The organism is Bacillus sp. TH30 (assembly GCF_016650875.1).
GTDB classification, from domain to species: Bacteria; Bacillota; Bacilli; order Bacillales; family Bacillaceae_G; genus Bacillus_A; species Bacillus_A mycoides.
Map to the genome: position 1 here is coordinate 429716 of NZ_JAEKEY010000001.1, position 26644 is coordinate 456359.

Below are 26644 nucleotides of genomic sequence, written 5' to 3' on the forward strand. Positions count from 1 at the left end.
CTTTAGTTGAATCACTAGGGGAGGTTTTTTATATGCAAAATTTTATTTGTAATAAATCTCTTAAAAAAGGGGGAAAACTAATGATTGATGATATTGATCCCATATTTATTAAGAAATTTGTTTTCCCAGAAGTGGGAAAATGAATAAATAGTACTACTGTCCTTAAGGAGGAATTACGATGAAAAAATGTTTACAACAATTATTAGCAACAAAAGATATACATTTAGTGCGAGAGCTAATAAAAATTCAATCCTATGATATTGCGATGGAAATGAAAGATCTTCACCATAAAGATCAGATATCTTTAATGAAATATTTTCCTGCTGAAAAAGGTGCGAAAATTCTTAGTTACCTTACTCCAGAGGAGCAATATAATATTTGCACCAACGTGCCTGTGGATAAAGGGGAAGAGCTATTAGCTAGGCAATCTATTGATGACCTTGTTGATGTAATTCTTTCAATTCATCCACTACAGGCTGAGAAACTGATACAACTTTTGTCTAAAGAATCTCAACAAAGAATTAGAAGTCTGTTGGTTTTTCAATCTGGAACAGCGGGTAGTTTGATGACAATTGACTATATTGCTGCCAGGGAAAATTGGAAAGTGAAAGATACGCTGTCGCATATTAGAAAAATTGGGGCAGGGGTAGAATCAATTTCGTATATTTATGTTCTTGATACGCGTGGTCAGCTTAATGGAATTGTTTCTATTCGTGAATTATTGCTAGCTTCAGATGATAAAACTTTATCATCAATAATGGCATCGGATGTTATTTCAGTTTCAGTGGACCTAGACCAACAGGAAGCTGTACAAAAGCTAATGGATTATGATTTATCCGCTATACCTGTAACAACGATGGATAATCGGATGATAGGTATCATAACCTTCGATGATGCAATGGATGTTTTCGAAGAAGAAGCAACTGAAGATATTCAAAAATTAGGAGGGAGCACCCCATTAGATAAGCCGTATTTCGAAACCTCTATTTGGCAAATATACCGTAAACGTATAGGTTGGTTATTACTTCTGTTTGTAGCAGAAGCATATACTGGTTCTGTACTTCGACATTATGAAGAAACTTTGACTCATGTAGTTGCACTGGCTTTCTTTATTCCATTGTTAATTGGAACTGGTGGAAATACAGGCACACAGGTCGTAACTACATTGGTTCGTGCTGTAGCTCTAAATGAGGTGAAATTTAAAGATATATTTCGTGTTATGAAAAAAGAAGCATTAGTAGGTATTTTACTCGGGCTTACATTAGCCGTTGCGGCATTAATTCGTGCGTACACTTTAGGCGTAGGTACAGAAGTCGCACAAGTTGTAGCTATAACTGGATTATTCATTGTTATTTGGTCGTCTATTGTTTCATCTGTATTACCCTTGATTCTAAATAAGTTAAAGTTGGATCCAGCTGTTATTTCAGGTCCGTTCATTACGACATTAGTCGATGGGACGGGGTTAATTCTGTACTTTACCATTGCAAAAATGTTATTAGGCTTATAAAAAATTTATATTAAGTTTTTATACCTAGGTTCGTTCCCGTAAAGTTTGTAGACAAGATTGTGGGAGGCATGGAGAAAGAGAGAATAGAAATGAAAAAAGTATTCAAGTTACTGGATTATCCGTTGGTGTTTTCGCTTATCGTTACAATTATATTTGGAATTTTGATGATGTATAGTGTTAGCTCAATTGTTGCAGTAAAAAATTATGGTTATAGTGGTGATTTCTTTTTTCGCTCTCAATTAAATAAACTTTTTTTAGGAGTAATAGGGTTAATAATTTGTATAGGACTACCTTTTCATATATGGAAAAAACGCATAGTTTCCGTGTGTATTGTAATTGTAAGTATTGTATTACTATTTTTAGTTTTATGGAAAGGGAAAGTTGTTAATAATGCACAATCTTGGATATTTGGAATACAGCCTGCAGAACTTATTAAAATGGGTGTGATTATTGTACTAGCAGGTTTTTTTTCAAAGCGTCAAGAGGTGCAAAAATCATATTGGCAAGGCAGTGGTAAAGTTATTTTGCTTTTAATGTTTACGTTCTTTTTGATATACAAACAACCCAATCTAGGTTCTGCATTATTAATTTCAGGAATAGGGGCAAGTATGTTTATATGTTCTGGAATAAACATTTTTATTTTAATGAAATGGATAGCTGTTACTTCAATTGTTTGGGTACCGACTTTATACTTTCTTTTTAGGTTTGGTTTATCTGATGTTCAAATGGCACGTATTACAACGGTGTTCAATCCATTTCTTGATGCAAAAGGGGATGGTTACCAACTTGTAAATTCATTTATTGCCATAGGATCTGGTGGAGTTAGTGGACGTGGATATGGAAATAGTATTCAAAAGGAAGGTTTTTTACCTGAGCCTCATACTGATTTTATTATGTCAATTGTATCTGAGGAGCTTGGAATTATAGGGGTACTAATCATATTAACTGGTTTATTAACTATAGTACTTCGCTCTTTTAAGATTGTTCAAGAGTGTAAAAGTCAATTTGGAAGTCTAATATCAATAGAAATCGGGAGTATGATAGGTCTTCAATCTATTGCTAATTTAGGAGGTGTCACGGGAATGTTCCCTCTTACAGGCACCCCCCTTCCATTTATTAGTTTTGGTGGAAGTTCTTTAATGGCTAATTTAATAGCAATGGGACTGTTAATAAATATCTCAATTTTCAATAAAAAAACAGATAATATATTTGCTTATGGAGGAGAAATGTTAAATTTAATAAACAATCTAGATTATAATGGATTTCGGTATATAAATGAGCATGTGAAAGGAAATGTATACATCGATTATTTAATGATCTTTTTTGCTGAATATGCTCAGTATATGTTCATACTATTATTTATGATTCTTTGGTTAAACAAAAAATATAAAAATAGAACCTGTGTAATTCAAGCTATAATAGCATGCTGTTTTGCTTTTGTGTTGAATAGAATTATTGGATTGTTTTTTTATAGAGAACGACCATTTGTTTCTCAGTTGAATATAAAACAACTTGTTGAGCATACCGCTAATGCTTCTTTTCCTAGTGATCATGCTACAAGTGCCTTCGCAATAGCTATAACTTTATGCTTATATGAAAAACGTTTAGGGAAAGCATTTTTATTGTTAGCTTTTTTAATTGCTTTTTCAAGGGTCTGGGTAGGAGTACATTATCCGCTGGATGTATTAATAGGAGCTGTTTTAGGATTTTTGTGGGCCTTCATAATCCATTATATAGTTAAAACTAACTTCAAAAATAATAAATAAAGCGTCTACACTATTATACTTGCGACAGACCACATTATATTCAAAAGTTTTGCTGCTAATAATAGGAAACTTATAAATAAAAATTACTTTTTACGGTGAGAATAATACTATTTAAGTGCAATTGCACTTCTAAATTTGATTAAAAATTCAGGGTGATTATAAAAATGTAGCTGTGAACTACTCGCCACTTAGCAAAGCTTGAAGTGGGAGCTTCTCAGTTCCACGACGAAAGTACCCTTTCGTCTCCCTGAGCGTTACTTCGGGGTGTTCCACCCCTAGATGTCCAACGCTTGGACGCTCTTTTGGTACGGTTGATATTTTACGCAGGAACCGAATGGCTTGGTTTTCGCACTCTATTTTCTTCCTGCAACCTCATATATCAAGTTATCAAAGAACTTCATATAGCTAGTTTATCAAAAGTTTTTGGCTATGCCAAACCGAAATTCATCTCCCACCTACCGTTGGGCTACGCCCTTCACACGCTTGAGGAAGGAGAATTCTTTCGGGGAATTCGTTAAAATTATATTTTGAAAAAACAGGGGGATTTTATTTAATGGGTAGGAGGTTAAGTTGTTGCGATCTAATAAAAAAAAATCTTTTTATAATCAGGAAGTACTAGGAAAAAATTATAAAATGCTAAGTGAAATTGCAAAAAGTGATGTTGAGTCGACGTTAGCTTTTTTTAAAACATCGTCTCATGGACTTTCTCAGGAAGAAGCTACTAAGCGGCTTGAAGTATATGGGGAAAATAAAGTGATTTATCAAAAAAGAATAAAATGGTATATAACATTATTTAATTCTTTTAGAAGTCCGTTTATTTCTCTTCTAATAATATTAGGGATGTTATCTTTTCTTACTAATGATATAAAGGGTACTATTATTGTAGGGATTATGGTGGCTGTAAGTGTATTAATTCGGTTCATACAAGAAATTCGTTCTCAGAAGTCTATAGAAAAATTAAAAAATCTTGTATATGAAAAGGTAACTGTTCTGAGGGGGGGAGATGTTTTATATAAGGAAAATAAGAGGGCGGTATTAGAAGAAAGTGGAAAGGTACAAGTTGCTCTTGAGAATCTTGTACCAGGGGATATTATAGAATTATCTGCCGGGAATATTGTACCTGCAGATGTACGAATCATCTCATCGGAAAATTTACTTGTAAATCAATCATCACTAACAGGGGAAGCATTACCCATTGTTAAAACAAATCAGTATTTCCATATGTACAAAAAACGTAAAATTAGAAAAATCCAAAATTTGATCGAATTGGAAAATCTCTGTTTTATGGGAACTCATATTATAAGTGGTACCGCAAAAGCAATAGTTGTGGGTACTGGAACAGATACTTACTTTGGTTCAATAGCAAAGAATCAATTTAAACTGAACAAGAAATCTGATTCTAGATTCGATAAAGGGGTAAGCAAAGTTAGTTGGCTATTAATCAAATTTATGATTATCATGACACCTATTGTTATGATGATACATGGAGTTATAAATGGGAATTGGTATGAGGCATTTTTATTCGCTTTAGCTGTAGCGATTGGACTTACTCCAGAGATGCTTCCAATGATTGTAACCGCTAATTTGGCTAAAGGTTCTATTAATATGAGTAAAAAGAAGGTACTTGTAAAACAACTATCTTCTATCCATAATCTCGGAGCTATGGATATTCTCTGTACCGACAAGACAGGCACGTTGACAGAAGATAAAATGGACCTGGTACGTCATACAGATACAAATGGAGAAAAGTCGGATAAGGTTTTGAAATTAGCGTATTTAAATAGTTACTTTCATACAGCATATAAAAATGAAATTGATCTATCGGTTATGCGTTATGTAAGAGATTGTAGTGAATATGATATATCTCAATACTCAAAAATAGATGAATGCCCATTTGATTTTAATCGAAGACGAATTTCAGTTGTTGTAGAAACAAATGCTAACGAACGAATAATGCTATGTAAAGGTGCTGTTAGAGAAGTTATATCAATTTGTAGTTATATAAAAGAAAATAATAAGATAATTCCTATTACAGATGAAATCCAACGTAAAAATAAACACTTAATTGAACTCTGGCAGGAACGGGGGATGCGTGTTGTTGCAGTTGCATATAAGCAGTTGAAGAGTGATAAAGTGGGGAGTTACTCTATTGATGATGAATCAGATATGATACTTGCTGGATATGTTGGTTTTTCAAATCCACCCAAACAATCGGCTATGGCTGCACTGCATACTCTACAAAAGAAAGGGGTACAAGTGAAAATTTTAACTGGTGATAATGAGTCCGTGACAAGAAATGTATGTAGGAAAATGGGCTTGTATATAGGAGAACCAGTACTGGGTTATGAAATTGATAGTCTTCCTGATAAAGCATTAGTAAAACTTGCAAGTAAAACAAGTGTGTTCGCAAAATTAAATCCTAGTCAAAAATTTCGTATTATTAAGGCACTTCAAATGAATGGCCATACAGTTGGATTTATGGGGGATGGAATTAACGATGTGTTTGCTTTAAAACAGTCTGACGTTGGTGTATCTATCCATACAGCAGATGATATCGTTAAAGAGTGTTCAGATATTATACTTATAGAAAAGAATTTACATGTATTAGAAGATGCTATTGTGGAAGGGCGGACAACGTTTGGAAATATACTGAAGTATATTAAGATGACAGCAAGTTCAAATTTTGGAAATGTATTAAGTTTATTAATTGCTAGCGCATTTCTTCCTTTTCTTCCAATGTTACCAATTCAAATATTATGTCAAAACTTACTATATAATTTATCCCAACTTTCAATTCCATGGGATAAAGTAGATAATGAATTTTTAGTGAAACCAAGAAGTTGGGATACAAAAGATTTATTTCGTTTTATCATTTTTATTGGGCCGGTAAGTAGTGTTTTTGATATAATCATTTTTATTGTAATGTGGAATATATTTGGTGCAAATATTCCTGAAATGCAATCCTTATTTCAAACGGGTTGGTTCGTAGTAGGGTTACTAACACAATTATTAATTGTGCATATGATTCGTACTCAACATATTCCTTTTCTACAAAGTACGGCTGCTAGACCTGTTTTGATACTTACAGGTTTAGTTATGATTATAGGGATTTCCCTTCCATTTACCAGGTTAAGTACCCAAATTGGCTTAACTCCACTTCCGTTGTATTATTTCCCGTGGTTATTTGGAATTTTAACAATATATGCTCTAGTTACTGAAATTATAAAGAAAATATACATCAGGAAGTTTAATCGATGGCTTTAAAACTAAACCATTTTGTTGAAGTTCATTGTACGTTGAAAAGGCGGAGTCTCTTTGGAGACTTCGCCTTTTCGGTATATCATGAATTACAGGAATTACTAGTAGCCTCATAATATTTCCTCATATATTCATGCCTCTGTTTATCTCTTGAGAAACTTTGCACCTTCACACAAATTGAGGGGGAAGTTTTCTTGGCTAAAAATAATCTAGATAGTTTAATTCCTAATTGTTCCTGTATCTTTTATTTTAACATGTGTATTCACACGTATTTTAGCTTTTGAAAAAGCGCGCAACCAATCTTCTTTTACCTTTTTCCATTCTTTATATTGAAAAGCTCTAGCGTGTAACGATAAACCAATTGGATCAATTTTATTTCTCTGCATATCCTGTAACATGCCTTGTAATTTTTTATTGAACTCTTCCTGGATTTCATGTTCCAATCTACCTATATTCTTATTACCATGTAAACGAGTTTTAGTTAAGTTTCCGTTGGTTTTTTCAATTAAGGATACATTCATACTTACATCTATATTAAAAATAAATTTACCTTTTTGGAAATCAACACTAATTTTTCTCTTTGCATTTTGTACGAAAACAGACGTATTTGGCTTTTTATCAGATTTTTTTGGAGAAAGAACAAGGTGTAGTATCATCCGACCTGTATTTTTTGACTTATTAATAAGGTTGAAAAACTTCACATCGGTTTTAGGAATCTTCGTTAAGTACTTTCCTTGATGATTTAAAAATGCAATTCCTACCGTATCAATTTCATTATTTGTTTTCTTGATAATGGGAACAGTTTGCGTCATTCCCTGTTCATTTTTTTCTCTCATTAATTGTTGAATTGTAGAAGAGACGGATTGATTATTTTGAATTGAAGACTCGATTACACCATTTATATAAGATGGAAGTGATGGCTTATCAGGCCTATTAACTTTAAACATATCTTCTGCCGGTCCATCAACAAGCACCACTTTAGCATTGATGGTAGCGTAAGGATCACGGTAAGAGGAATCGAGCGCCTGTATCCAATTTTCTTCTTGTGCTAATTTATCCCCAATTAAAATAACTTCAGCTTTGGATGATGTCACATACCCTGTTAATTTCGTATCCATTTTGCTAAATCCATCATATATGGTTGACGCCTGAACCCAATGCTCTACAGTACTGCTTTGCTGTTTATGATGAAAGAGTGGTATGCTTGTGCCCACTTTTATGTTTCCATTAGAAGTACTATCTAAGCCGATTAAAAGGATTAAAGAAACTTTTTCAAGAGGAATTCTCTGACCACAACCAATTAAACATACACAACAGATTACAATCCATATCCATTTTCGAATCAAAGCTGTTTCCTCCTAGTAAACCAAGTAAAAACAATGCTGTAAGCGAAAAAGAAGATTGGTAATAGAATAAAGAAAATGATATTTAAGATATCCATAAGAGAATATATAAACAAATATTGATCCACATCGGGATTTAGAAAAACGAATAAGCCGACTATTAATACCATAAAACCAACCAGCACCCAATTGCGAACGGTTTTTTGAAATAAAATGGTCACAGATTCGAAACTGAAAAATAAATACGGATATATTGTAGTGGAAAATACAATCAAATAGTAAGCGATATATAAAATTTCTAATCGTTCTATGAAAGAAAAACGAACTCCTTTTAACAGATGAAATACTGGCCAAATTACTTCTTTTATCCCCTCCGGACTAAAGTATATATAAGAAAGAATAGTCACATATAGATAGAAAAACATGGTTCCAGTATTCGCTATTAGTATTCCTTTTATGGCTTTTTGTTTTTTTTGTAAGAACGGATAAATAAAATATGCAATTTCTAAGCCCGCATAAGGAGTAATGGTTTCTTTTGTTGCCTTTACAATAGGATATAAGCCATCTTTAAAAATAGGTAGTAGGTGTAAAGGATTGTAAATACTCTGTAATGAGAAAAGGAGAAAGATTGGCATCCAAGTAGTGAAGAAGAAAACAAGCATAGAGTAACTAGTAAGAGCCCTTATCCCACTCAGTGATAAAATAATAAAAGGTAATAGTAATAATATGGAAATTTGATAAGCAGGAGTGGAAGGGAATATCCACACTTTTACAATATCAGTTGCCTTTAATAAAGTATTAAAACCAGCAAAAAATAGATAAAAGGCATATAAAAGAAGAAAAATTGTCCCTAGCCATTTACCAAAGTATGCATTTAAGATCTGAGAGAAATTTTTGTTAGGATTTTTTTGTAACATTAATATAATAATTACGCCAATTATAGAAGTAATTATCCATCCCAGAATGATAGAAATCCAGCCGTCTGTACCAGCGGTAGTGGCAAGAGGGCTTGGCATAATTAACATACCTGATGCAAGTTGCAGTGAATGAATGAAAACAATATATTCGAATAAGGTTATACTTTGGAATTTAAGATTCCCCATGCGAACCACCTTCTTTTTTCTTTCTTTGTTTCGGCTGTCCCGTGCTCGAGCGGGTGGTGATCATAGAAATGGGAAATCTTACAAAAGAATCTTTTAACTCTTGGAGACGAAATGGTGCAATTGGCAATCCATATGGTGAACCATAGGAAGTTAATGAAACAAAATGAGCAAATAAGAGCATTAATCCACTAACAATACCTACAATTCCAAAAAAGTAGGCAAATAACATCATTGGAAAACGAATAAGCCGAATACAACTTGATAAATCATAATTAGAAACAACAAATGATGCAATGGCAGTAATAGATACGATAATAACCATAACGTTACTCACAAGTCCTGCTTGAACAGCTGCTTGTCCAATTACAATACCTCCAACAATTCCAATTGTTTGTCCAATTGGTTGTGGTAGACGAATACCCGCTTCACGAAGCATTTCTAATGTGATTTCCATAATAAATGCTTCTAGTAAAGGCGAGAAAGGGACTTTAATTCTTGACGTTGCAATAGAAGTATATAGATCTAAAGGAATGATTTCAAAGTGGAATGAAACCATTGCAATATATATTGCGGGTAAAAATATAGCTATAATAAATCCTAAAAATCGTAATAAGCGAAAAGATGATGCAATCAGCCAATGTACATTATAATCATCGGGAGTCTGAAAAAATCCAATTAAATTCATTGGAACGATCATTGCACCAGGAGATCTATCAATTAACACTGCTACTTTACCATCAAGAATATGATTAGAAATAGCATCTGGGCGTTCACTTAAATAAGCCTGTGGAAAGGGAGTCCAATTTTGATCTTTTGTAAAGTTGGACAATTCTCCTATGCTCAATACTGTATCAGTTTTAATTTTACAGATTCTTGTCTCCACTTCCTGTACCACATCTTCGTTAGCTACATCGCCTAAGTAAAGTAAATATACAAAAGTAGTGGCCCGTTCTCCGATTGTCAATTTTTTGATTTTTAACTCAGTAGAAGGAATATATCTACGAATGAGACCTATGTTTTTAGTGGCATTCTCAATAAACCCATCATGAGAACCTTTAATGGTAACTTCTGAAATAGGTTCCTGAATCGATCTTTCTGCCCATCCCTTTGTATTTATGAGAAGGGCTTTCTTTTCCCCTTCCATAAACAGTACACATTGTCCCTCGAGCAGCCCTTTTTTAATTTCATTCCATGTATATACTGTTTTTGTATAAGTAGCAATAATATTAGAATTAAATACCTGCCTGTCTTCATTTACTTCTTGTAATAATGGTGTAACGACATTTCCTTTTAGTGCAAAACCATCTGTCAGACCTTCAAAATAATATAGTAAAATATTCGTTTTTGTTTTTAATTGTAATGGATGTTCAACTAAATCGGCACAAATATCAAAGATCTGTTCTAATGTATTCTTAATTTCTTGTAAATTATTTGTCTGGATAGTTTCAACAATGGTATTTTCCATGGTTTCTAAGTTCTTTTCATTTAAAGACATGATTTACACCTCTTTACGTATAACGGTCGTGTTTTTATTATTTTTATATAATCAAATTTTATTCATTGGGATAGCAACACATCGCTATCAACTTGAAATTTTGTGGCACCCCCAGAACGAAATTTTAAAGCCTTCTTGAAACAAAAAATTTCATTTTATCATTATTTTTGTGGTGACCTGTTTGCTTGGTTAGCGTGGTTGCCAAATTTAATTATTGCCGAATTATTTATAAGACAAAGTCTTAATAAAGAGCAACAACAGAAAAATACTGATTTACATTTTTGATGCAAATCTGATGTGATATTGAGACCAGGACTCTTAGGTAATTCAATGATTTTCTATAAAAATACACCTAATACTAATCCAAGACTAATAATTATATGAACTGTACCCCGAATCATGGACACTTAAAAAAAGCCCCATGATTCGGTTTTTTTTGTATTTTTATCAAAAAACCGGAACCAACGATAGAAATGAGGTACGGAGAATGAGTAAGATTATTTTTAACGAAATTCAAATGAAACAGCTAGAAAAAAATAAAAATGCATTAAAAATGTCGGAATGTTAGATTAGCTATTGTTCAGATTTCAAAGTAAGAGCGGTAAAAGAAAATCAACAAGGAAAAGGTCCTATCCAAATCTTTTTAGAGAATGGGTTTAACTTAGCTGTGATTGGTGAGGAAGGCTTTTATACAGAACGCCGTGGGAAAGGAAGCACGTATTGCGTTTTTAGAAGCGGAATTGACATTCCTAAAAAAGTTAGACGAACTCGAAAGGCAGGCGTTACAGGTAAACGTAAAAAGACCGCCTATTACGGGCGGTCGCTTTTCTTAGGACATAAACAAAGGATGCAAAGTGCAACAAAAAATATAGGTAACAAAATTATAAGCGATAGCCTCTTCATAAAACAGGTATTGAATCATCGGCATGTCCCAATATGAAACTTTTAAAACTGCAACTGTATTTTCTCTCGATGTTTCATTTAGTGTTGTACCTATAACTTTTCTGTATACAGTAAATTCTCCGATATAAGCTGGATCATCAACATGACGGAACGGTGTGTCACCTTCAAGCTCAATGTCCGTAGATTTTATATTAGGATATGTATCTTTAATTTTTTCTTTTAATATAGCTAAATCACTTTTACTTATTTTTTGAGGTGCTCCCGTAATGGCTTGTGCGTATACGTGTAATTTTATGTCATCTTTTTGGATAGCTGACCTACCTACTATTCTATTTGGAGAAAATATAAGTAATATCACATGCAAAATAAAAAAAATTACAAAGACTTTAGAGGATTTTTCTAAATTGTTCAATCATCATATCACCAATATATACTAATTATATTATAAGGTATATTAGGTTTTTTTAGTTAGACGTACCAAACTGTTTTTGTTGGCTGAGACGAAATTGTTCTTCATACCAACTCACTTTTGCCGTGAGCTCCTCTATTTGAGCTTGAAGTGATTCAATTGTGGGTTGATTTGGATGTGAAAGTGTTGTTTTCATAGATAAATCCATTCGATAAAATTGTCCAAATTCCTTTTACATATATGATTTTTATAGAATGGTTCTCGCATGTACGGCTTGATGCCCTTGTTTTTGGTGACTAATTTTCTGTTTATACGGTATTCATAGATAATTAAGTAGTTCAAATTTAGTAAAGAAAAAGAATAAAACATATATGGATGCGGATTGAGTAACCCTATCGCTCTTTTCGAACAAGAAACCCCCATCGTCTTTAGAAATACAATGTAAGAGAGGTTGGATACAGTGCGACATTGAAACACATAAGTTTTTTGTGTTTTAAACGAAATATAGAAGTAATGTAAGGATTTCATGCATATAAAATAATGTTAATGGCTAAAATTAACAAAAAATTCATTTTAATCAGATAAAAATGACAAGATTTTAACTTACAATTATGTTAATGCGATTAAAAAAGGCTAATAACTATTTTTCATAACAGTTAAGTTTAGATAGGAAGAGGATAATGAAGACTAAAGATAGTTATAAAATCATTGTAATTGGTGCCGGGACTGCGGTACTGTCCTTTACTGCACATTTATTACGTAATGTATCCCTATTTAAAGAAAGTATAGCGATTATTGATCCATCTAAAAAACATTATTTTCAACCTCTGTGGAGTTTAGTGGGTGGTGGAATTGTTTCAAAGGAGTCTACGATGCGTGATCAAGAATCACTTGTTCCTAATGGTGCGATCTGGATTCCTAAACGTGTTGTTAAGTTGTTCCCATCTGAAAATAAGATTCTTTTAGATGATGAAACTATGCTTGAGTATGAAATTCTTATTGTAGCAGCCGGTATACAAATAAATTGGGGTGGTATTAAAGGGTTGAAAGAATCTATTGGGACTAATGGTGTTTGTAGTAACTATTCCTATAAATATGTTGATTCTACTTGGAGAGAAATTGAAAGATTTAAAGGAGGAAATGCTGTTTTTACCCACCCAAACACCCCTATTAAATGCGGTGGTGCCCCACAAAAAATTATGTACTTAGCCGAGGAGCATTTTTGTAATAGTGAAGTAAGAAAGAATAGCGAAGTTATGTTTTATTCTGCAAACCCTAACATATTTCAGGTTCCACGATATGCAGATACACTAGATAAGGTGTTAAAAAGAAAGCAAATTATAACGAATTATAATAAAAATTTAGTAGAAATTATTGCCGAAAAGAGAGAAGCTATTTTTGAGGATACGCAAACACTAAAAAAAGAAAGTGTGTCATATAGCATGTTACATGTTGTTCCACCAATGGGACCGCCTAGTTTTATAAAAGATAGTGAAATAAGCGATCATCAAGGTTGGGTTGATATAGACCCTTATACTTTGCAGCATGTACGTTATAAAAATATTTTTGGACTAGGGGATTGTACAAATTTACCCACATCTAAAACTGGAGCGGCAATTCGAAAACAAGTACCTGTCTTAAAACAAAATATTATGGACGTACTGAATGGAAGAGATATGCAGGCTAAATATGATGGGTATACATCTTGTCCAATTGTTACAGGGTATAAAAGTCTTATACTAGCTGAATTTAACTATGAACATGAGCCTCAAGAAACGTTTCCGTTTAATCAAGCGGAAGAACGGTATAGCATGTTTTTGCTAAAAAGATATATGTTGCCATATATGTATTGGAATTTTATGTTGAAAGGAATTTTATAGAGGAAAGATAAAAAGTTGTTTTAAAATCTGAAAAGTAATAGGAAATAAGAAATAGGAGGGAATAGCCATGCTCTTAAAATATTTTTATGATGAAAAATTAGCACATGCTTCCTATTTAGTTGGTTGTCAGAAGGAAGGAGTAGCAATTGTAATTGATCCAAGCCGTTGTATAGAACAATATATAGAATATGCTAGGAAAGAGGGAATGGAAATAATTGCTGCGGCTGAGACACATATTCATGCTGATTTTCTTTCTGGGGCTAGAGAACTTTCTCATCTTTATAAAGCAAATTTATATGTATCTGATGAAGGTGATTGTGATTGGAAATATCAGTATCTTAATGAGATTCAATACCATCTTGTCAGAGAGGGAACTGAATTTAAAATTGGTCATATAAAATTTAAAGTAATTCATACTCCAGGCCACACACCTGAAAGCATTTCTTTTTTAGTAACTGACACGAGCCAGAATAATTATACAAATGAACAACCTATTGGAATATTCACGGGTGATTTTGTATTTGTAGGCGATGTAGGAAGACCAGACTTATTAGAAACAGCTGTTGGTATTAAAGACACTACTAAAAAAGGAGCAAAGCAACTATTTGATTCTATACAAAAAATAAAAAAACTACCTGATTATTTACAAATCTGGCCATCGCATGGTGCAGGAAGTGCATGTGGAAAAGCATTAGGGGCAATTCCAACTTCTACATTAGGTTATGAAAAGATGCTCAATTGGGCATTTCAGTGTAATGAAGAAAGTAATTTTATATCTACTCTATTGACGGGACAGCCAGATCCTCCGAAGTATTTTTCATTAATGAAGTATTTAAATAAATTGGGTCCACCAATTCGTAAGAAGAGAGATATTATTAGCATTAATACATTTGAAGAGTTCCAAGAAATCACTAAAAAAGTTCAGCAAATTGTTGATATAAGGGATGTAGAGTGTTTTGCTGCGGGTCACATTGAAAAATCCATTAATATTCCGTATAACAATTCTTTTTCAACTTGGTGTGGGTGGTTATTAGACTATAAAAAAGAAACATTAATCATTTTAGATATGGAAAAAGTTAATGTGGAGGAAGTTATTAGAGACTTTGAGTCTATTGGCTTAGATAATATTATTGCTTTTGCACCTTCAAAAGTAATTCAAAGATTCCATAGTTTAGAGAGTTATAAGGAAAAAACATCAGATGAATTATATCCGTTAATAAAGGATGGAAGTGTTAAGGTTATCGATGTGCGTAGTAAAAAAGAATGGGATGAAGGACACCTTCAGGATGCAATACATATTGCTTTAGGTAATTTATTTGAGCAGCTAGATCAAGTTCCTACAGGTTGTCCTATAGTTTTACAATGCCGGACGGGTTTACGTTCTGCTATAGCTGCTAGTATTTTGCAAAGAGCTGGTTTAAAGGGTGTAGTCAATTTAAAAGGAGGATTCCTTGCATGGGGAAAGTCTGGATTACCATACTATAAGTAATTTAAAAGAGTATAAAATGTCTTTTTCTTTTTTCAACATTCATCTTTTATTGACTGTCGGGATATTGCAGATGCTGCAGTGGAAGTTTTGATTAACAGGGAGAAATCAGGGGTAATAAAAAGGATAGTCATTATTTAAGACGTAACGCTTTCTCTACGAGCTGACGAACTGCTTCATTTCAATTACTTATCTTGTTATCGTGCCAAAAATCCTCTATTTATTTTACTTGTTCTTTTGTAAATGCAAATAAATTTTCATGTATGGGAAAAGCTTGTTACAATAGTAAAGAATAACTTGGGTACAATTGATAATGAAATGGGGAAAGATATTAGATGAAAGCAACCGGAGTAACTAGAAAAATAGATGAATTAGGGCGTGTGGTAATTCCAAAGGAACTTAGAAATACGCTAGGTATGAAAGAAAAATCACCATTAGAGATCTTTGTAGAAGGTGAAGACATTATTTTACAGAGGTATCAGCCGGGTGGTGTTTGTGCGTTAACAGAAGAAGTGTCAAATCGTAACATATCATTAGCAAATGGTAAGATAGCATTAAGTCCAGAAGGTGCAGAATTATTAATAAAAGAAATAGAACAATACCTTGTAAAATAAGAAGCTCCTTTCAAGGGGCTTTTTTAGGTTTAACATTATAATTTCACGTACCGTAATAATTAATAAAAGATAAAACACCACACAAATAGTCTACATTTACTTTTATGTTGAATTAATCCGCTAAATGGATCATGTATTGTTTATTTTGCATAGATTTCTTGCGAAATATGTCCCTAAAGCAGTATTTCAATTTAAATGTGATACGATAGTTATATATTCGTTTTGCTAGTAAAAGGAGATGAGTTTCGATGAAAAACCACAAAAAAGTAAATGGAAAAATCCTTCAAACAAATAAAAAATGGTCACATCTCAAGCGAAAACAAAAAGAACATATTTCTAATTGGTTACGTAGAGAATATACACAGTTTTTAAAAACACATCATAGAAAACCTAGAAAGTATGAACATGATGAGATTCTTCATGAAGTGATGATTCAAATGCAGGAACGTGAAATTTGGATTCTTTATGGTGAAGTAAAAAGATATTATCTAAGCAAAATAGGAAAATGGTTTAGAAAAATAGAAAGTGAATGGGAATCACATATATCCAACAGTGAAAAGCAGCAGGTATGAGAAGAAAAGTAAATACAAACAAACCAGGGGGCGCATTTCATGTTTAATTTACAAGAAGATATGTATGAACAATTGAAAGAGAAAAAAGGGGAAGTTACTGTATTTTTAAAGAATGGCGTTCCAGTACGTGGGCAGATCCTTGCAACAGATAAATTTACTGTCTTAATGATGGTTCATGGTAAACAACAACTGGTATACAAACAAGCCATCTCTACAATCATTAAGTAATACCATAAAGTATTTAGCTCTACCTAGGCAAATTTTACGATCTATGCAATACCAATCTGTTAATATGTACAAATGTAAACAGGATATTAGGGGCACCATATAGTGAAAACGAGTTTTACAAAAGTATGAAAGTAGCAAACTAATATAAACAAGTTGTAATATTGCCATCAACTCAAAAAGAACATGTAGTAATTTCTACATGTTCTTTTTTTAATAAAAATGAAAGTAAACTTTTAGCCGTTTAGTTTACTTTCAAATCATTTATTTAATTAGGTTTATCACAACTTATTCATTTCCCTCAAAAATTTTTATAGAAGTATACCTTTAAAGACATTACTTATATAGTCAAGGATTATCATGTTTAAAGATGTGTTATAAAATATTTTTAAACGTTTATTAAACATCTACAACCTTTATAAATTTCTTAGCGTACAAATTTATCGAAATGATATGGTGACCCCAATTAGGATTACGTTCTTGTGAACTACCCGCCACTTAACGTCCTAACGGACTGTTTGAAGTGGGGGCTTCTCGGTTAGTCGTTACTTTTGATAGCTAACGAATTCGTCTTAAGACAGCCGAGCTAACTCCCTTGTTCCAAAGGTTATTTTATTGCTATTTACGCTAACACTAATAGACGTATTGCTTCATTTTTGATATTGATAGCTGCGTTATAATCTCTATCGAGATTTACACCGCATATACAAGAATATACTCGTTCAGACAATGACATATTTTTTACATTTCCACAACTGCTACATGTTTTTGTGGAAGGAAACCATTTGTCTATTTTCACAAGTTGTTTTCCTTGTTCGTTTAGTTTATAAGCTAAGAAAGAAATGAATATACCCCACCCATTATCAGCGACACTTTTTCCAAAATGAAGTGCTTGCGACATTCCTTTCATGTTTAGGTCTTCAATAGCTACAACATCAAAATGAGTAGCCAACTCTTTAGACTCATGATGAAGGAAATCCTTACGTTGGTTAGCTACTTTCTCATGTAACTTAGCTACACGAATACGTTGTTTATTCCAACGCCCAGACCCTTTATTGCGTCTTGCTAATACTCGTTGTGCCTTTGCTAATCGGTCTAACATTTTACGATAGAACTTAGGATAATTGGCTTTCTCACCCTCAGAACTAACATATAATCCATCCATCGCAAAGTCTAATCCAACAACTGTTTCTACTTCTTTTTGTACAATCTCTTTTTCGTATTCAGTCAAGATGGACACATAGTATTTACCAGTAGGTGTCATAGAAATCGTACATGACTTGATCATATAATCTTGTGGTATCTCTCTATGCTGTTTGATACGTACCATTTTCAGTTTTGGCAATTTGATATGACCATTAAGCAACATAATATTTCCGTTTACTACATTCGTTGTATAAGACTTTCTGTCTTTTTTACTTTTGAATGCTGGGAAGTCATTTTGACCACTAAAGAAATTCTTATAGGCAGTTTGCAAGTGTAGTTGAGCATTTGCCAAAGCTAATGAATCAACTTCTTTTAACCACTCAAATTCTGCTTTATATTTCGCAGGAGTTGGAAGCTTTTGTTTCTTTAGTTCTTGCTTATCATCTTTGTATTTTTCGTACGCTTCTTTCCGTTCAGCTAACATTCTGTTATACACGAAACGTACACAACCGAAGGTTTTACGCATAAGATATGCTTGTTCTTCTGTTGGATACAAACGGAATTTATATGCTTTATTATGCTTTGTCATATCATTTCACCTCACTTTTCATCTTGATTTTCAATATATTTCTTTACTACATCTATTGGCGAACCACCAGTAGTTAGTAAGCAAAAACTTCTTGACCAAAACATCTCTTTTCAAAGTTTCGTTTTCACTTGTGGAAAGTCTCTCTTGATTAGTCGAGAACTTGCACTCTTATAAGCATTGATGAATTTTGTCATTTCTGTATTCGGATGTGCCTTGAACAAAATATGAACATGATCTACATCATGATTCCACTCTACCAGTGTTATGTTGTAATTCTCGGATAACCTGATAAACATGTCTTTTGCATAATCTGACATATCATCATCAAACACATTTCTTCTGTATTTTACGACCAACACAAGATGATAATACAACAAGAACACTGAATGATTATTGCTGTCTAATTTCATTGATATACCAACACTTATACTTTATAAGACTGATTATATCAGAGGCAAAATAAAAAGCAAAGCCTTTTGGCTACGCCAAACCGAAATTCATCACCCACCTACCGCTGGGCTACGCCCTTCACGCGCTTGAGGAAGGAGAATTCTTTCGAGGAATTCGTTAAAAGTACTGGTATATCCGGGTTTAGGTGATTAGTTACAACTGCTTGGAAGTTTTTGTACCAAAACATAATGTATTAATATTTTGACATTTTTAAAGATTTTAATACGTTTTTAATAATAAACGTATTAAAATCCTTCTTTTTCTCATACATTCAGTTGATTATTCTTCTTATCAAGTGAATTGAAATATGTTCATTATCTTATATAAATGAGTATATTTATGTTAAATTGTGTAAATATGTGTCAATAGATAATATGAATATATAAGTAATAGATATTACTTATATATTCATATTATAAGTATTTGGAAATATAGCGGAGGGATATTATGAAAAGGGGACAGCAACAAAAAACAAAAAATTTAGTGATGATAACTGCCACATTATCTATGTTTGCTACTGGAATAACGCCTTCATTAGAAGTCTTTGCGGAAGAACAAGCACAGCAAAAGAAAGTATCTACAACGTTACAGAATGAAAATTCTGTTAATGTGGAAAATCGAGTATTTGCAGTTCCAGGAAAAGGAGATGTCTCCCAACTTCAAAATATTGAAAGAAGGGAAAGAAATTTTAGTGCATACGAGCCAACAGGGTTATATGCTAAGCCAAATGAACAAATAACAATTCAGGTACAAGGAAATCAAAGTATACAAGCATATATTGGAACTTTCTCGTTCGATGCTTCTTGGAGGGAAGATTCCAAAATTAAATCATTTACTTTAAATCCAGGTACAAACACAATTCAATCTCCAAATGGAGGAATGATTTATTTTTATAATAAACAACAAGGTGGTACCATTCAAACAACAGTAATAACAGGCGGAACGGCTACTCCTCTCTTTGAACTTGGAAAGCATACGAAACAAGATTTAATAAATATGCTCAATCAATATCCAAATGCACATGCGGTGGAATTAAAAGGGGAGCGCGTATTGATTACTGCTAGCCCAGTTCGTGTTAAAAAATATTTGATAGACTCTAACACAGATCCTGTACAACTCTTAAAAAAAATGGATGAGGCTACTAGAATTCAAGATAAAATATCTGGATTATCTGAAGAACAAGTAGATAAACATTATCTGCATTATGTGGAGGATAACCATTCTCTGGATTATTATATGTATGCATATCCTCACAGAACTGCATATGTAGGAGATGCAATCCAACATGTATTAGACATTAATAAATTTACAAATGATGGATGGGGACCTTGGCATGAGGCAGGACATATGAGACAACAAACGCCTTGGAACTTTAAAAATATGACAGAGGTACAAGTCAATCTTTACAGCCTTGCTGTAGAAAAAGCATTTACATCTAATCAACCTTTTAGATTGCAACAAGAGGGCGCTTATACTAAGGCATTTCAATACTTAGAACAACCTAATAAAAATTATGATGACATTAGTGACCTTTTTGTTAAAGTTGTAATGCTTTGGCAATTACAACTAGCGTACGGAGAAGACTTCTATCCTAAGTTGCATCAGCTGTATAGAGACATGCCTTCAAATGAGATTCCACAAACTGATGAAACGAAAAAACAATTATTTATGATTTCAGCATCAAAGGCAGCAAAACAAAATTTAATTCCGTTTTTTGAGAAATGGGGATTACGCCCAAATAATGATACAATCCAAAAAGTAGCGGCACTAGGGTATCCAAATTTAACGGCTGAAATTTGGAAAAGTACAGATTCTAATCCGGTTAAACCGGATACACCGAATTTTTCGAATATTTTAGAAGGAAACCAGTTTGCATGGTCGATGAAAGGGATTGGTGATTTTGAATTTGTGAAAGTAAATTTAAATAAATCAACAGAAGAAATGCAAATTAATCTAAAAGCAGGTGTACCACATAACTACTTTGATAGTACATATGCAAGTATTAAAGTGCAAAACACATCAGGTAAAGTGGTATATAACAAAGAGATTTATGGAAATAAGCAACAAAATGCTGAGCAAGCAAAAGTTCCGGTAAAAGTAGGCAATTTTATTGAATTCACACATTTAGAAGGTGCGAACAGAGCTACTATTACAAATATGGAAAAAAACATTCAGGAAAGTTTTGGGAATAAAGCGGTCTATGAGATTACAAAAGAGGGATTGAAGAAAGTAGATAAAATTGTTAATCCGAAACCAGATACAGAAGCTCCCACACAACCACAAGGATTATATGCAAGTAACGTTACTTCTAACAGTGTAGAGCTAAAATGGAATTCTTCTACAGATAATGTAGGTGTAAAAGAATATCAGGTATTACGTGATGGACAACTAATTCAAACGGTACAAGGAACGATGTTTACTGATCAAAACTTAACAGCTAACAAGGAATATAAATATGCAGTGAAGGCTGTAGATGCAGCTGGAAATACATCAATTCAAAGTAACATTCTTCCGATAAAAACAAAAGATCGAAATGTATCTTATGAAAAATGGAATCCGAAGAAGGCATATACAAAGGGAGACAAAGTAGAACATCAAGGGAAGGTGTATGAGGCTGTTCAAAATCATCAAGGAAATGGTGACCCGAATTGGATATTTGCGTTATCTTTATGGAAACCACTTACAATCAATTAATATGTAAGAATCAGATGTGAATATAGAACATCATAGATTGGGGCAGTATTTTAAAGAATTACTGGATGTTGCTTGAATTTTGATAGATTTCTCTACTAAGTTATTATTTAATAATAAAAATTAGAAAAGGAAGTAGATTAGTGATTAGTCAGAAAACGAAAAAAAGATTTAATAAAGTTATTATAATTACCGCAGCATGTAGCATGTTTTCTATGTTTGGAACGTCTATTTCGCACACTAAAGCAGTAACACGTTCAGCTGCTCCTTCAGTTTATGTGAGTCCACAAAATACAGCTTCCTCAGATATTATTAGTATAGACTGGTCACCAGTTCAGACTGCACCTTATACGTATTGGGCTGTACACAACTGGAATGCAGGTGGTGAAGCTGGAGGATATGCTGGTTTTCAACAACAAAGTGGGTCTGATGAAAAAGGAAAGCGTACTTTACATTTTGCCTTATGGGATCCAATTGCCTCTAAAGAAGCAATAAAGGCCGAATACTTATCTCCGAATTCACAAGCTGGACTCTTTGGAGGAGAAGGAACAGGACTGAAGGTTCAAACAACTTATGGTTGGAAAGACCACAATTGGTACAGAATGACAATGCGTTCATGGCAAGAAAATGGTCATACTAAATTTGGACAATGGATGAAAGATGTAACAAAGAATAAATGGCATCTAATTGCAATTATGGACTTTCCGGTTGCTAATGTTGCATTTAATCATGGATTAGGAATGTTTCAAGAAGACTGGGCTGGTAATGGACAGGATGTTCGAGAAGCACGCCTAAAAAATGGTTATAGTCGAAAGTTATTAGATAAACAATGGAATTCTTGGAATAATCAAAGTATTTCTGGACAGCATGATACTTCTTATCAATATGATGGAGGAGCGACTTCAGAATATGTATGGGTCAAAGCAGGAGGTAATACTCAATCTACCATTGGAACAGGAAAAATATTCACACTAAATCAACCTACTCAACCTGAAATAGGAAAACTAGATTTTGATATACAATCTATATATTATGAAAATGAAAAATTAAATGTATCCTGGAAACTAAAAGAAAATAGCACACCACAATTTAAAGGTAAAATTGAAATTTATAATGATGAAAATATGACAGGACAACCAATCGAGATAATTGATAATATTAAATCTTATCAAAGTGAGATTAGTCAATCTATACTATTATCTACAAATGCTTATGCAAAAATTATATTAACAGATTTATTTGATCAAACTGTTGAGAAAAAGGTACAAATCAAAAATGAATCTCCAAACATTTTAGAAGGTAACGAATTTGCATGGTCGCTAAAAGGGATTGGAGATTTTGAATTTGCGAAAGTAAATTTAAATAAATCAACAGAAGAAATGCAAATTGATTTAAAAGCAGGTGTACCACATAACTACTTTGATAGTACATATGCAAGTATTAAAGTGCAAAACACATCAGGTAAAGTAGTATATAACAAAGAGATTTATGGAAATAAGCAACAAAATGCTGAGCAAGCCAAAGTTCCGGTAAAAGTAGGCGATTTTATCGAATTCACACATTTAGAAGGAGCGAACCGAGCTACTATTACAAATATGGAAAAGAACATTCGGGAAAGTTTTGGGAATAAAGCGGTCTATGAGATTACAAAAGAGGGATTGAAGAAAGTAGATAAAATTGTTAATCCGAAACCAGATACAGAAGCTCCCACACAACCACAAGGATTATATGCAAGTAACGTTACTTCTAACAGTGTAGAGCTAAAATGGAATTCTTCTACAGATAATGTAGGTGTAAAAGAATATCAGGTATTACGTGATGGACAACTAATTCAAACGGTACAAGGAACGATGTTTACTGATCAAAACTTAACAGCTAACAAGGAATATAAATATGCAGTGAAGGCTGTAGATGCAGCTGGGAATACATCAAATCAAAGTAACATTCTTCTGATAAAAACAAAAGATCAAAATGTATCTTATGAAAAATGGGATCCGAGGAAGGCATATACAAAGGGCGACAAAGTAGAACATCAAGGGAAAGTGTATGAAGCTGTTCAAAATCATCAAGGAAATGGTGATCCGAATTGGATATTTGCCTTATCGTTATGGAAACCACTTACTTTGAATTTTTAAGTTGATGGGCGTGGGAATACCACGTTATAAAATGAAATTCGATAAAGGTAAAATTAGTGAAAGTTATAGGGACTAAGGTGCATTCCACTATGTCAGCCAGTTGCGAAAGGTTAGGAAACTACCAAATTATATTCATGTTGGCTGTTTAATTCCTCATGCCTTTAAGTATGGAAATTATTTTATATAAACGAGAATCATGCAGCAGTCAAAGGTCAAAAACAAAAAAGGGGGAATTATTTTGAAAAGGATTTCATCTTTATTATTAACAATGCCGATTATTTTAGGAAGTATTGCTACGATTCCGCATACAAAGGTTTCAGCCGAAACAATATCATTCAATCAAGAAACATTCACTTTAGAAACATTGAACCAACAGACGGATCAAGCAATTACAAATGGTAATTTTGAAGCTCATTTGAATAATCTCACAGCATATTTGAATGGAAATGTTGGGGGTATGACTGAAGAGAACTTGAAAAAGAAGCTTGCAGACCCAGTATTTGCAGCAGCTTTGGCTCAGTGGCAATTCATATCACAAACAGGTGCTGCAACAATGGCTACATTTGCTAAAAAAGATGCTAACCATCAGAAATTTCTTGGCTGGGCTATGAAAAATACAGGTGTCATGAATACCTATCTTGAAGGTGGTAGTCCAACTGGAAAAAATCCTGTAAATGCACTTGAGATATGGAATACAATCTGGAATGCGGATGCAAATTCTCACGAAGGATTGTATTTAAAACTAGCGATAGCTACATCGTTAGCTCATGCTGAACCTATAAAATATTGGACAAACAATCAACCTATTAATCCATTAACAAGGTACCAACATTATAAATCAGCAGATCAAAATAATGAGTTACTTCCTTGCTTTAGAACATATGATGTTTGGCATTTAAGGTTAGTAGTGAATACTTGGTCACCAGAAGAAGATTTAACTTGGGCAAGGAATATGATTAATACGGAACATCCAGAACTTAAAAATCAAGATAAGGTAGGGGAAAGTGCATATTTGATTAATTATGTAACCCATAACAAAGATGGAGTTAGCATTCACGCTGGAAATGATGCATTCTACGGTTTAGGTTGGAATCTTTCTTCCATTTACAGATTTGGCGGGGTATGCGGTAATATTTCGAAGTTTGGTACGCAAGTAAGCCAAGCCTTTGGAGTGGCAGCTATGCCTGTTGGACAACCTGGACATTGTGCACTCATATGGAATAACAAACCATCTTCTTGGAATTTAGGAAATGATATATCCGGATGGGGTGAATCGAGCCGTCATGATGCAACTGTTATTCCTTGGTCAGATAATAGCCCGACAAATCAAGTACCGTATATGCTACTATTTGAAAATGCTGAACGTGACCCAGTAAAACTAGATCAATCAGAGCGATTACGCTGGTTAGCGAAAGCGATCACTTCAGCAGATAATAAAATTGCAATTTATAAAATATCCACCAATATTTTACCAATCAATTTTTTAGTATGGAAAGATTACGTTTCTCTTATGTTACAAAATCCAAATGTAACAGATGCTGAGTGGAAAGAATTAAATAACAGTATCATTTCTGTTTTTGCGAATGAACCGCGACCGATGATGGATCTTCTTACTCAAATAAAAAGCCATGTACCAAATACAGATGATATCTTGGAAGGAAAACAGTTTTCATGGTCACTGAAAGGGATTGGAGATTTTGAATTCGCAAAAGTAAATTTAAATAAATCAACAGAAGAAATGCAAATTGACCTAAAAGCAGGTGTACCACACCATTACTTTGATGGCACATATGCAAGTATTAAAGTGCAAAACACATCAGGTAAATTGGTCTATAACAAAGAGGTTTATGGGAATAAACAGCAAAATGCTGAATCAAAAACAGTCCCAGTAAAAGTGGGCGATTTTATTGAACTTACACACCTAGAAGGTGAAGAGAGAGCAACGTTAATAAATTTAGATAATAATAAGCACGAAAGCTTTGATAAAAAGGTAATGTATGAGGTTACAAAGGATGGCCTGAAGAAAGTAAATCAAATTGTTAATCCTAAGCCAGATACAGAGGCTCCAACACAGCCACAAGGATTATATGCAAGCAATGTTACTTCTAACAGTGTAGAGCTAAATTGGAATCCTTCTTCAGATAATGTAGGTGTAAAAGAATATCAGGTATTACGTGATGGACAATTGATTCAAACGGTACAAGGAACGACGTTTACTGATCAAAACCTAAAAGTTAATAAGGAATATAAATATGCAGTGAAGGCTGTAGATACAGCTGGAAATACATCAAATCAAAGTAACATTCTTCTGATAAAAACAAAAGATCAAAATGTATCTTATGAAAAATGGGATCCGAGGAAGGCATATACAAAGGGCGACAAAGTAGAACATCAAGGGAAAGTGTATGAAGCTGTTCAAAATCATCAAGGAAATGGTGACTCAAATTGGATATTCGCTTTGGCATTATGGAAGCCACTAACATAGGGGTCTAATATATATTGAAACTACGCCCAAATGTTGAGGGTAATTATGGGGTTTCCCTCATTCCCATTAAGCTAACATTTTGAAGTGCCTCCAAAACGGAAATTACAGCCAATAAAATAAAGTGGTTTTCCAATGTTGGGTTCCGTGAATGTTACCTATTGAAAAAATGATTTATAGTAATAACATAGACATTTGACGAAAGGGCACCGAATGCATGGTTGCCCTTATTATTCTAAAAGTTCCTTTATAATTTCTTTTATATGCTTAGTGGGCTTATCAACATGGTTTAAATAATAATTTTCAGTTATGACAAGACCTGGTCCTACTATTGAACGAAGAAAAGGTGATATCTTTCCTGTGTAATCATTAATAGTTATGCATTCAGTATCTTCATTCATTAGAATGTTATATTTACATGCTATTTCTAATACAGGCTTTCCTTCATTATTTATCATTTTTCGAGAACTGATGGATTCAATAAGCGCATTACTTTGTTCGATTTGAAAACTATCTGTATTAGCCAAATCGTAGGAAATAATGAAAGCTATACCTATTGCGTTAATCATAGATTTCCTCCTTTAGTAGTT

The 26644-nt window shown here is 33.3% G+C and carries 18 protein-coding genes and 4 pseudogenes; 14 read left to right on the top strand and 8 right to left on the bottom strand.

The features are described from left to right. Positions 1-178 precede the first annotated feature (178 nt). The 4 genes and pseudogenes from mgtE (at position 179) to mgtA (ending at position 6537) form a co-directional block, all read left to right on the top strand. Entirely contained in the window at positions 179-1507 is a 1329-nt protein-coding gene (mgtE, locus tag JFU20_RS02125) for a magnesium transporter (protein ID WP_151304217.1), read from the top strand. A gap of 89 nt (positions 1508-1596) precedes the next feature. After that, a pseudogene (locus tag JFU20_RS02130) lies at positions 1597-2700 on the top strand (FtsW/RodA/SpoVE family cell cycle protein); the annotation flags it as partial. Positions 2701-2733: 33 nt separating this feature from the next. Continuing rightward, positions 2734-3273 (top strand): undecaprenyl-diphosphatase, encoded by a 540-nt coding sequence (locus JFU20_RS30030; protein WP_016126998.1) that lies wholly within the window; start codon positions 2734-2736, stop codon positions 3271-3273. A gap of 570 nt (positions 3274-3843) precedes the next feature. Further along, positions 3844-6537 carry a magnesium-translocating P-type ATPase gene (gene mgtA / locus JFU20_RS02135; protein ID WP_201038265.1) on the top strand — a complete coding sequence of 898 codons (2694 nt, stop codon included), beginning with the start codon at positions 3844-3846 and terminating at the stop codon, positions 6535-6537. Positions 6538-6749: 212 nt separating this feature from the next. On the opposite strand, the gene JFU20_RS02140 is transcribed toward mgtA, so the two are convergent. From JFU20_RS02140 to JFU20_RS02150, 3 genes are read right to left on the bottom strand one after another with little or no spacing between them, the layout of a single operon-like run. Beyond that, complete coding sequence (locus JFU20_RS02140; protein ID WP_002203957.1) at positions 6750-7877, bottom strand: Ger(x)C family spore germination protein; 1128 nt, start codon at positions 7875-7877, stop codon at positions 6750-6752. Beyond that, positions 7874-8977 (bottom strand): GerAB/ArcD/ProY family transporter, encoded by a 1104-nt coding sequence (locus JFU20_RS02145; protein WP_201038266.1) that lies wholly within the window; start codon positions 8975-8977, stop codon positions 7874-7876. The genes JFU20_RS02140 and JFU20_RS02145 overlap by 4 nt, the downstream gene beginning before the upstream one ends. After that, on the bottom strand, positions 8964-10472 hold the full coding sequence (locus JFU20_RS02150; protein ID WP_151304218.1) for a spore germination protein: 1509 nt from the start codon (positions 10470-10472) through the stop codon (positions 8964-8966). The genes JFU20_RS02145 and JFU20_RS02150 overlap by 14 nt, the downstream gene beginning before the upstream one ends. Positions 10473-10649: 177 nt before the next feature. On the opposite strand from JFU20_RS02150, the pseudogene JFU20_RS02155 reads away from it, so the two are divergent. Both JFU20_RS02155 and JFU20_RS30380 read left to right on the top strand, forming a co-directional pair. Further along, a pseudogene (locus JFU20_RS02155) lies at positions 10650-10757 on the top strand (DUF2306 domain-containing protein); the annotation flags it as partial. 416 nt (positions 10758-11173) lie between these two features. After that, a complete protein-coding gene (locus tag JFU20_RS30380; RefSeq protein ID WP_265323983.1) occupies positions 11174-11305 on the top strand; it encodes a hypothetical protein in 132 nt (43 codons plus the stop codon). Here the strand turns inward: JFU20_RS30380 and JFU20_RS02160 are convergent. Further along, positions 11283-11787: pseudogene (locus tag JFU20_RS02160) on the bottom strand (transposase). The gene JFU20_RS30380 and the pseudogene JFU20_RS02160 sit on opposite strands and share 23 nt — an antisense overlap. 52 nt (positions 11788-11839) lie before the next feature. Next, the gene (locus JFU20_RS02165; protein ID WP_002203961.1) at positions 11840-11980 is read right to left on the bottom strand and encodes a hypothetical protein; all 141 of its coding nucleotides are present in this window, start codon (positions 11978-11980) and stop codon (positions 11840-11842) included. Positions 11981-12464: 484 nt separating this feature from the next. Between JFU20_RS02165 and JFU20_RS02170 the strand changes: the two genes are divergently transcribed. From JFU20_RS02170 to hfq, 5 genes are all read left to right on the top strand, one after another. After that, positions 12465-13664, top strand: coding sequence for an NAD(P)/FAD-dependent oxidoreductase (locus JFU20_RS02170; protein ID WP_201038268.1), 1200 nt, complete (start codon positions 12465-12467; stop codon positions 13662-13664). A 67-nt stretch (positions 13665-13731) separates the two neighbouring features. Beyond that, complete coding sequence (locus JFU20_RS02175; protein WP_201038269.1) at positions 13732-15153, top strand: MBL fold metallo-hydrolase; 1422 nt, start codon at positions 13732-13734, stop codon at positions 15151-15153. A gap of 332 nt (positions 15154-15485) precedes the next feature. Beyond that, complete coding sequence (locus JFU20_RS02180; RefSeq protein ID WP_002069660.1) at positions 15486-15764, top strand: AbrB/MazE/SpoVT family DNA-binding domain-containing protein; 279 nt, start codon at positions 15486-15488, stop codon at positions 15762-15764. Between the two features lie 248 nt (positions 15765-16012). Further along, on the top strand, positions 16013-16336 hold the full coding sequence (locus tag JFU20_RS02185; RefSeq protein WP_002069661.1) for a hypothetical protein: 324 nt from the start codon (positions 16013-16015) through the stop codon (positions 16334-16336). A 39-nt stretch (positions 16337-16375) separates the two neighbouring features. After that, on the top strand, positions 16376-16564 hold the full coding sequence (gene hfq / locus JFU20_RS02190) for an RNA chaperone Hfq (RefSeq protein ID WP_002203963.1): 189 nt from the start codon (positions 16376-16378) through the stop codon (positions 16562-16564). A 619-nt stretch (positions 16565-17183) separates the two neighbouring features. Here the strand turns inward: hfq and JFU20_RS02195 are convergent. After that, on the bottom strand, positions 17184-18296 hold the full coding sequence (locus tag JFU20_RS02195) for an RNA-guided endonuclease TnpB family protein (RefSeq protein WP_201038270.1): 1113 nt from the start codon (positions 18294-18296) through the stop codon (positions 17184-17186). A gap of 11 nt (positions 18297-18307) precedes the next feature. Then, positions 18308-18706, bottom strand: a pseudogene (tnpA, locus tag JFU20_RS02200) (IS200/IS605 family transposase). Between the two features lie 487 nt (positions 18707-19193). Between tnpA and JFU20_RS02205 the strand changes: the two are divergent. The 3 genes from JFU20_RS02205 to JFU20_RS02215 all read left to right on the top strand — a co-directional run bounded on the left by JFU20_RS02205 (position 19194) and on the right by JFU20_RS02215 (position 26057). Then, a complete protein-coding gene (locus JFU20_RS02205) occupies positions 19194-21440 on the top strand; it encodes a M60 family metallopeptidase (protein WP_201038271.1) in 2247 nt (748 codons plus the stop codon). 140 nt (positions 21441-21580) lie between these two features. Next, entirely contained in the window at positions 21581-23572 is a 1992-nt protein-coding gene (locus tag JFU20_RS02210; protein ID WP_201038272.1) for a DUF3472 domain-containing protein, read from the top strand. Between the two features lie 238 nt (positions 23573-23810). Beyond that, positions 23811-26057, top strand: coding sequence for a putative mucin/carbohydrate-binding domain-containing protein (locus tag JFU20_RS02215; RefSeq protein WP_078205930.1), 2247 nt, complete (start codon positions 23811-23813; stop codon positions 26055-26057). Positions 26058-26284: 227 nt separating this feature from the next. Here the strand turns inward: JFU20_RS02215 and JFU20_RS02220 are convergent, their stop codons facing one another. Next, positions 26285-26623, bottom strand: coding sequence for a hypothetical protein (locus JFU20_RS02220; RefSeq protein WP_078205932.1), 339 nt, complete (start codon positions 26621-26623; stop codon positions 26285-26287). Positions 26624-26644 lie beyond the last annotated feature (21 nt).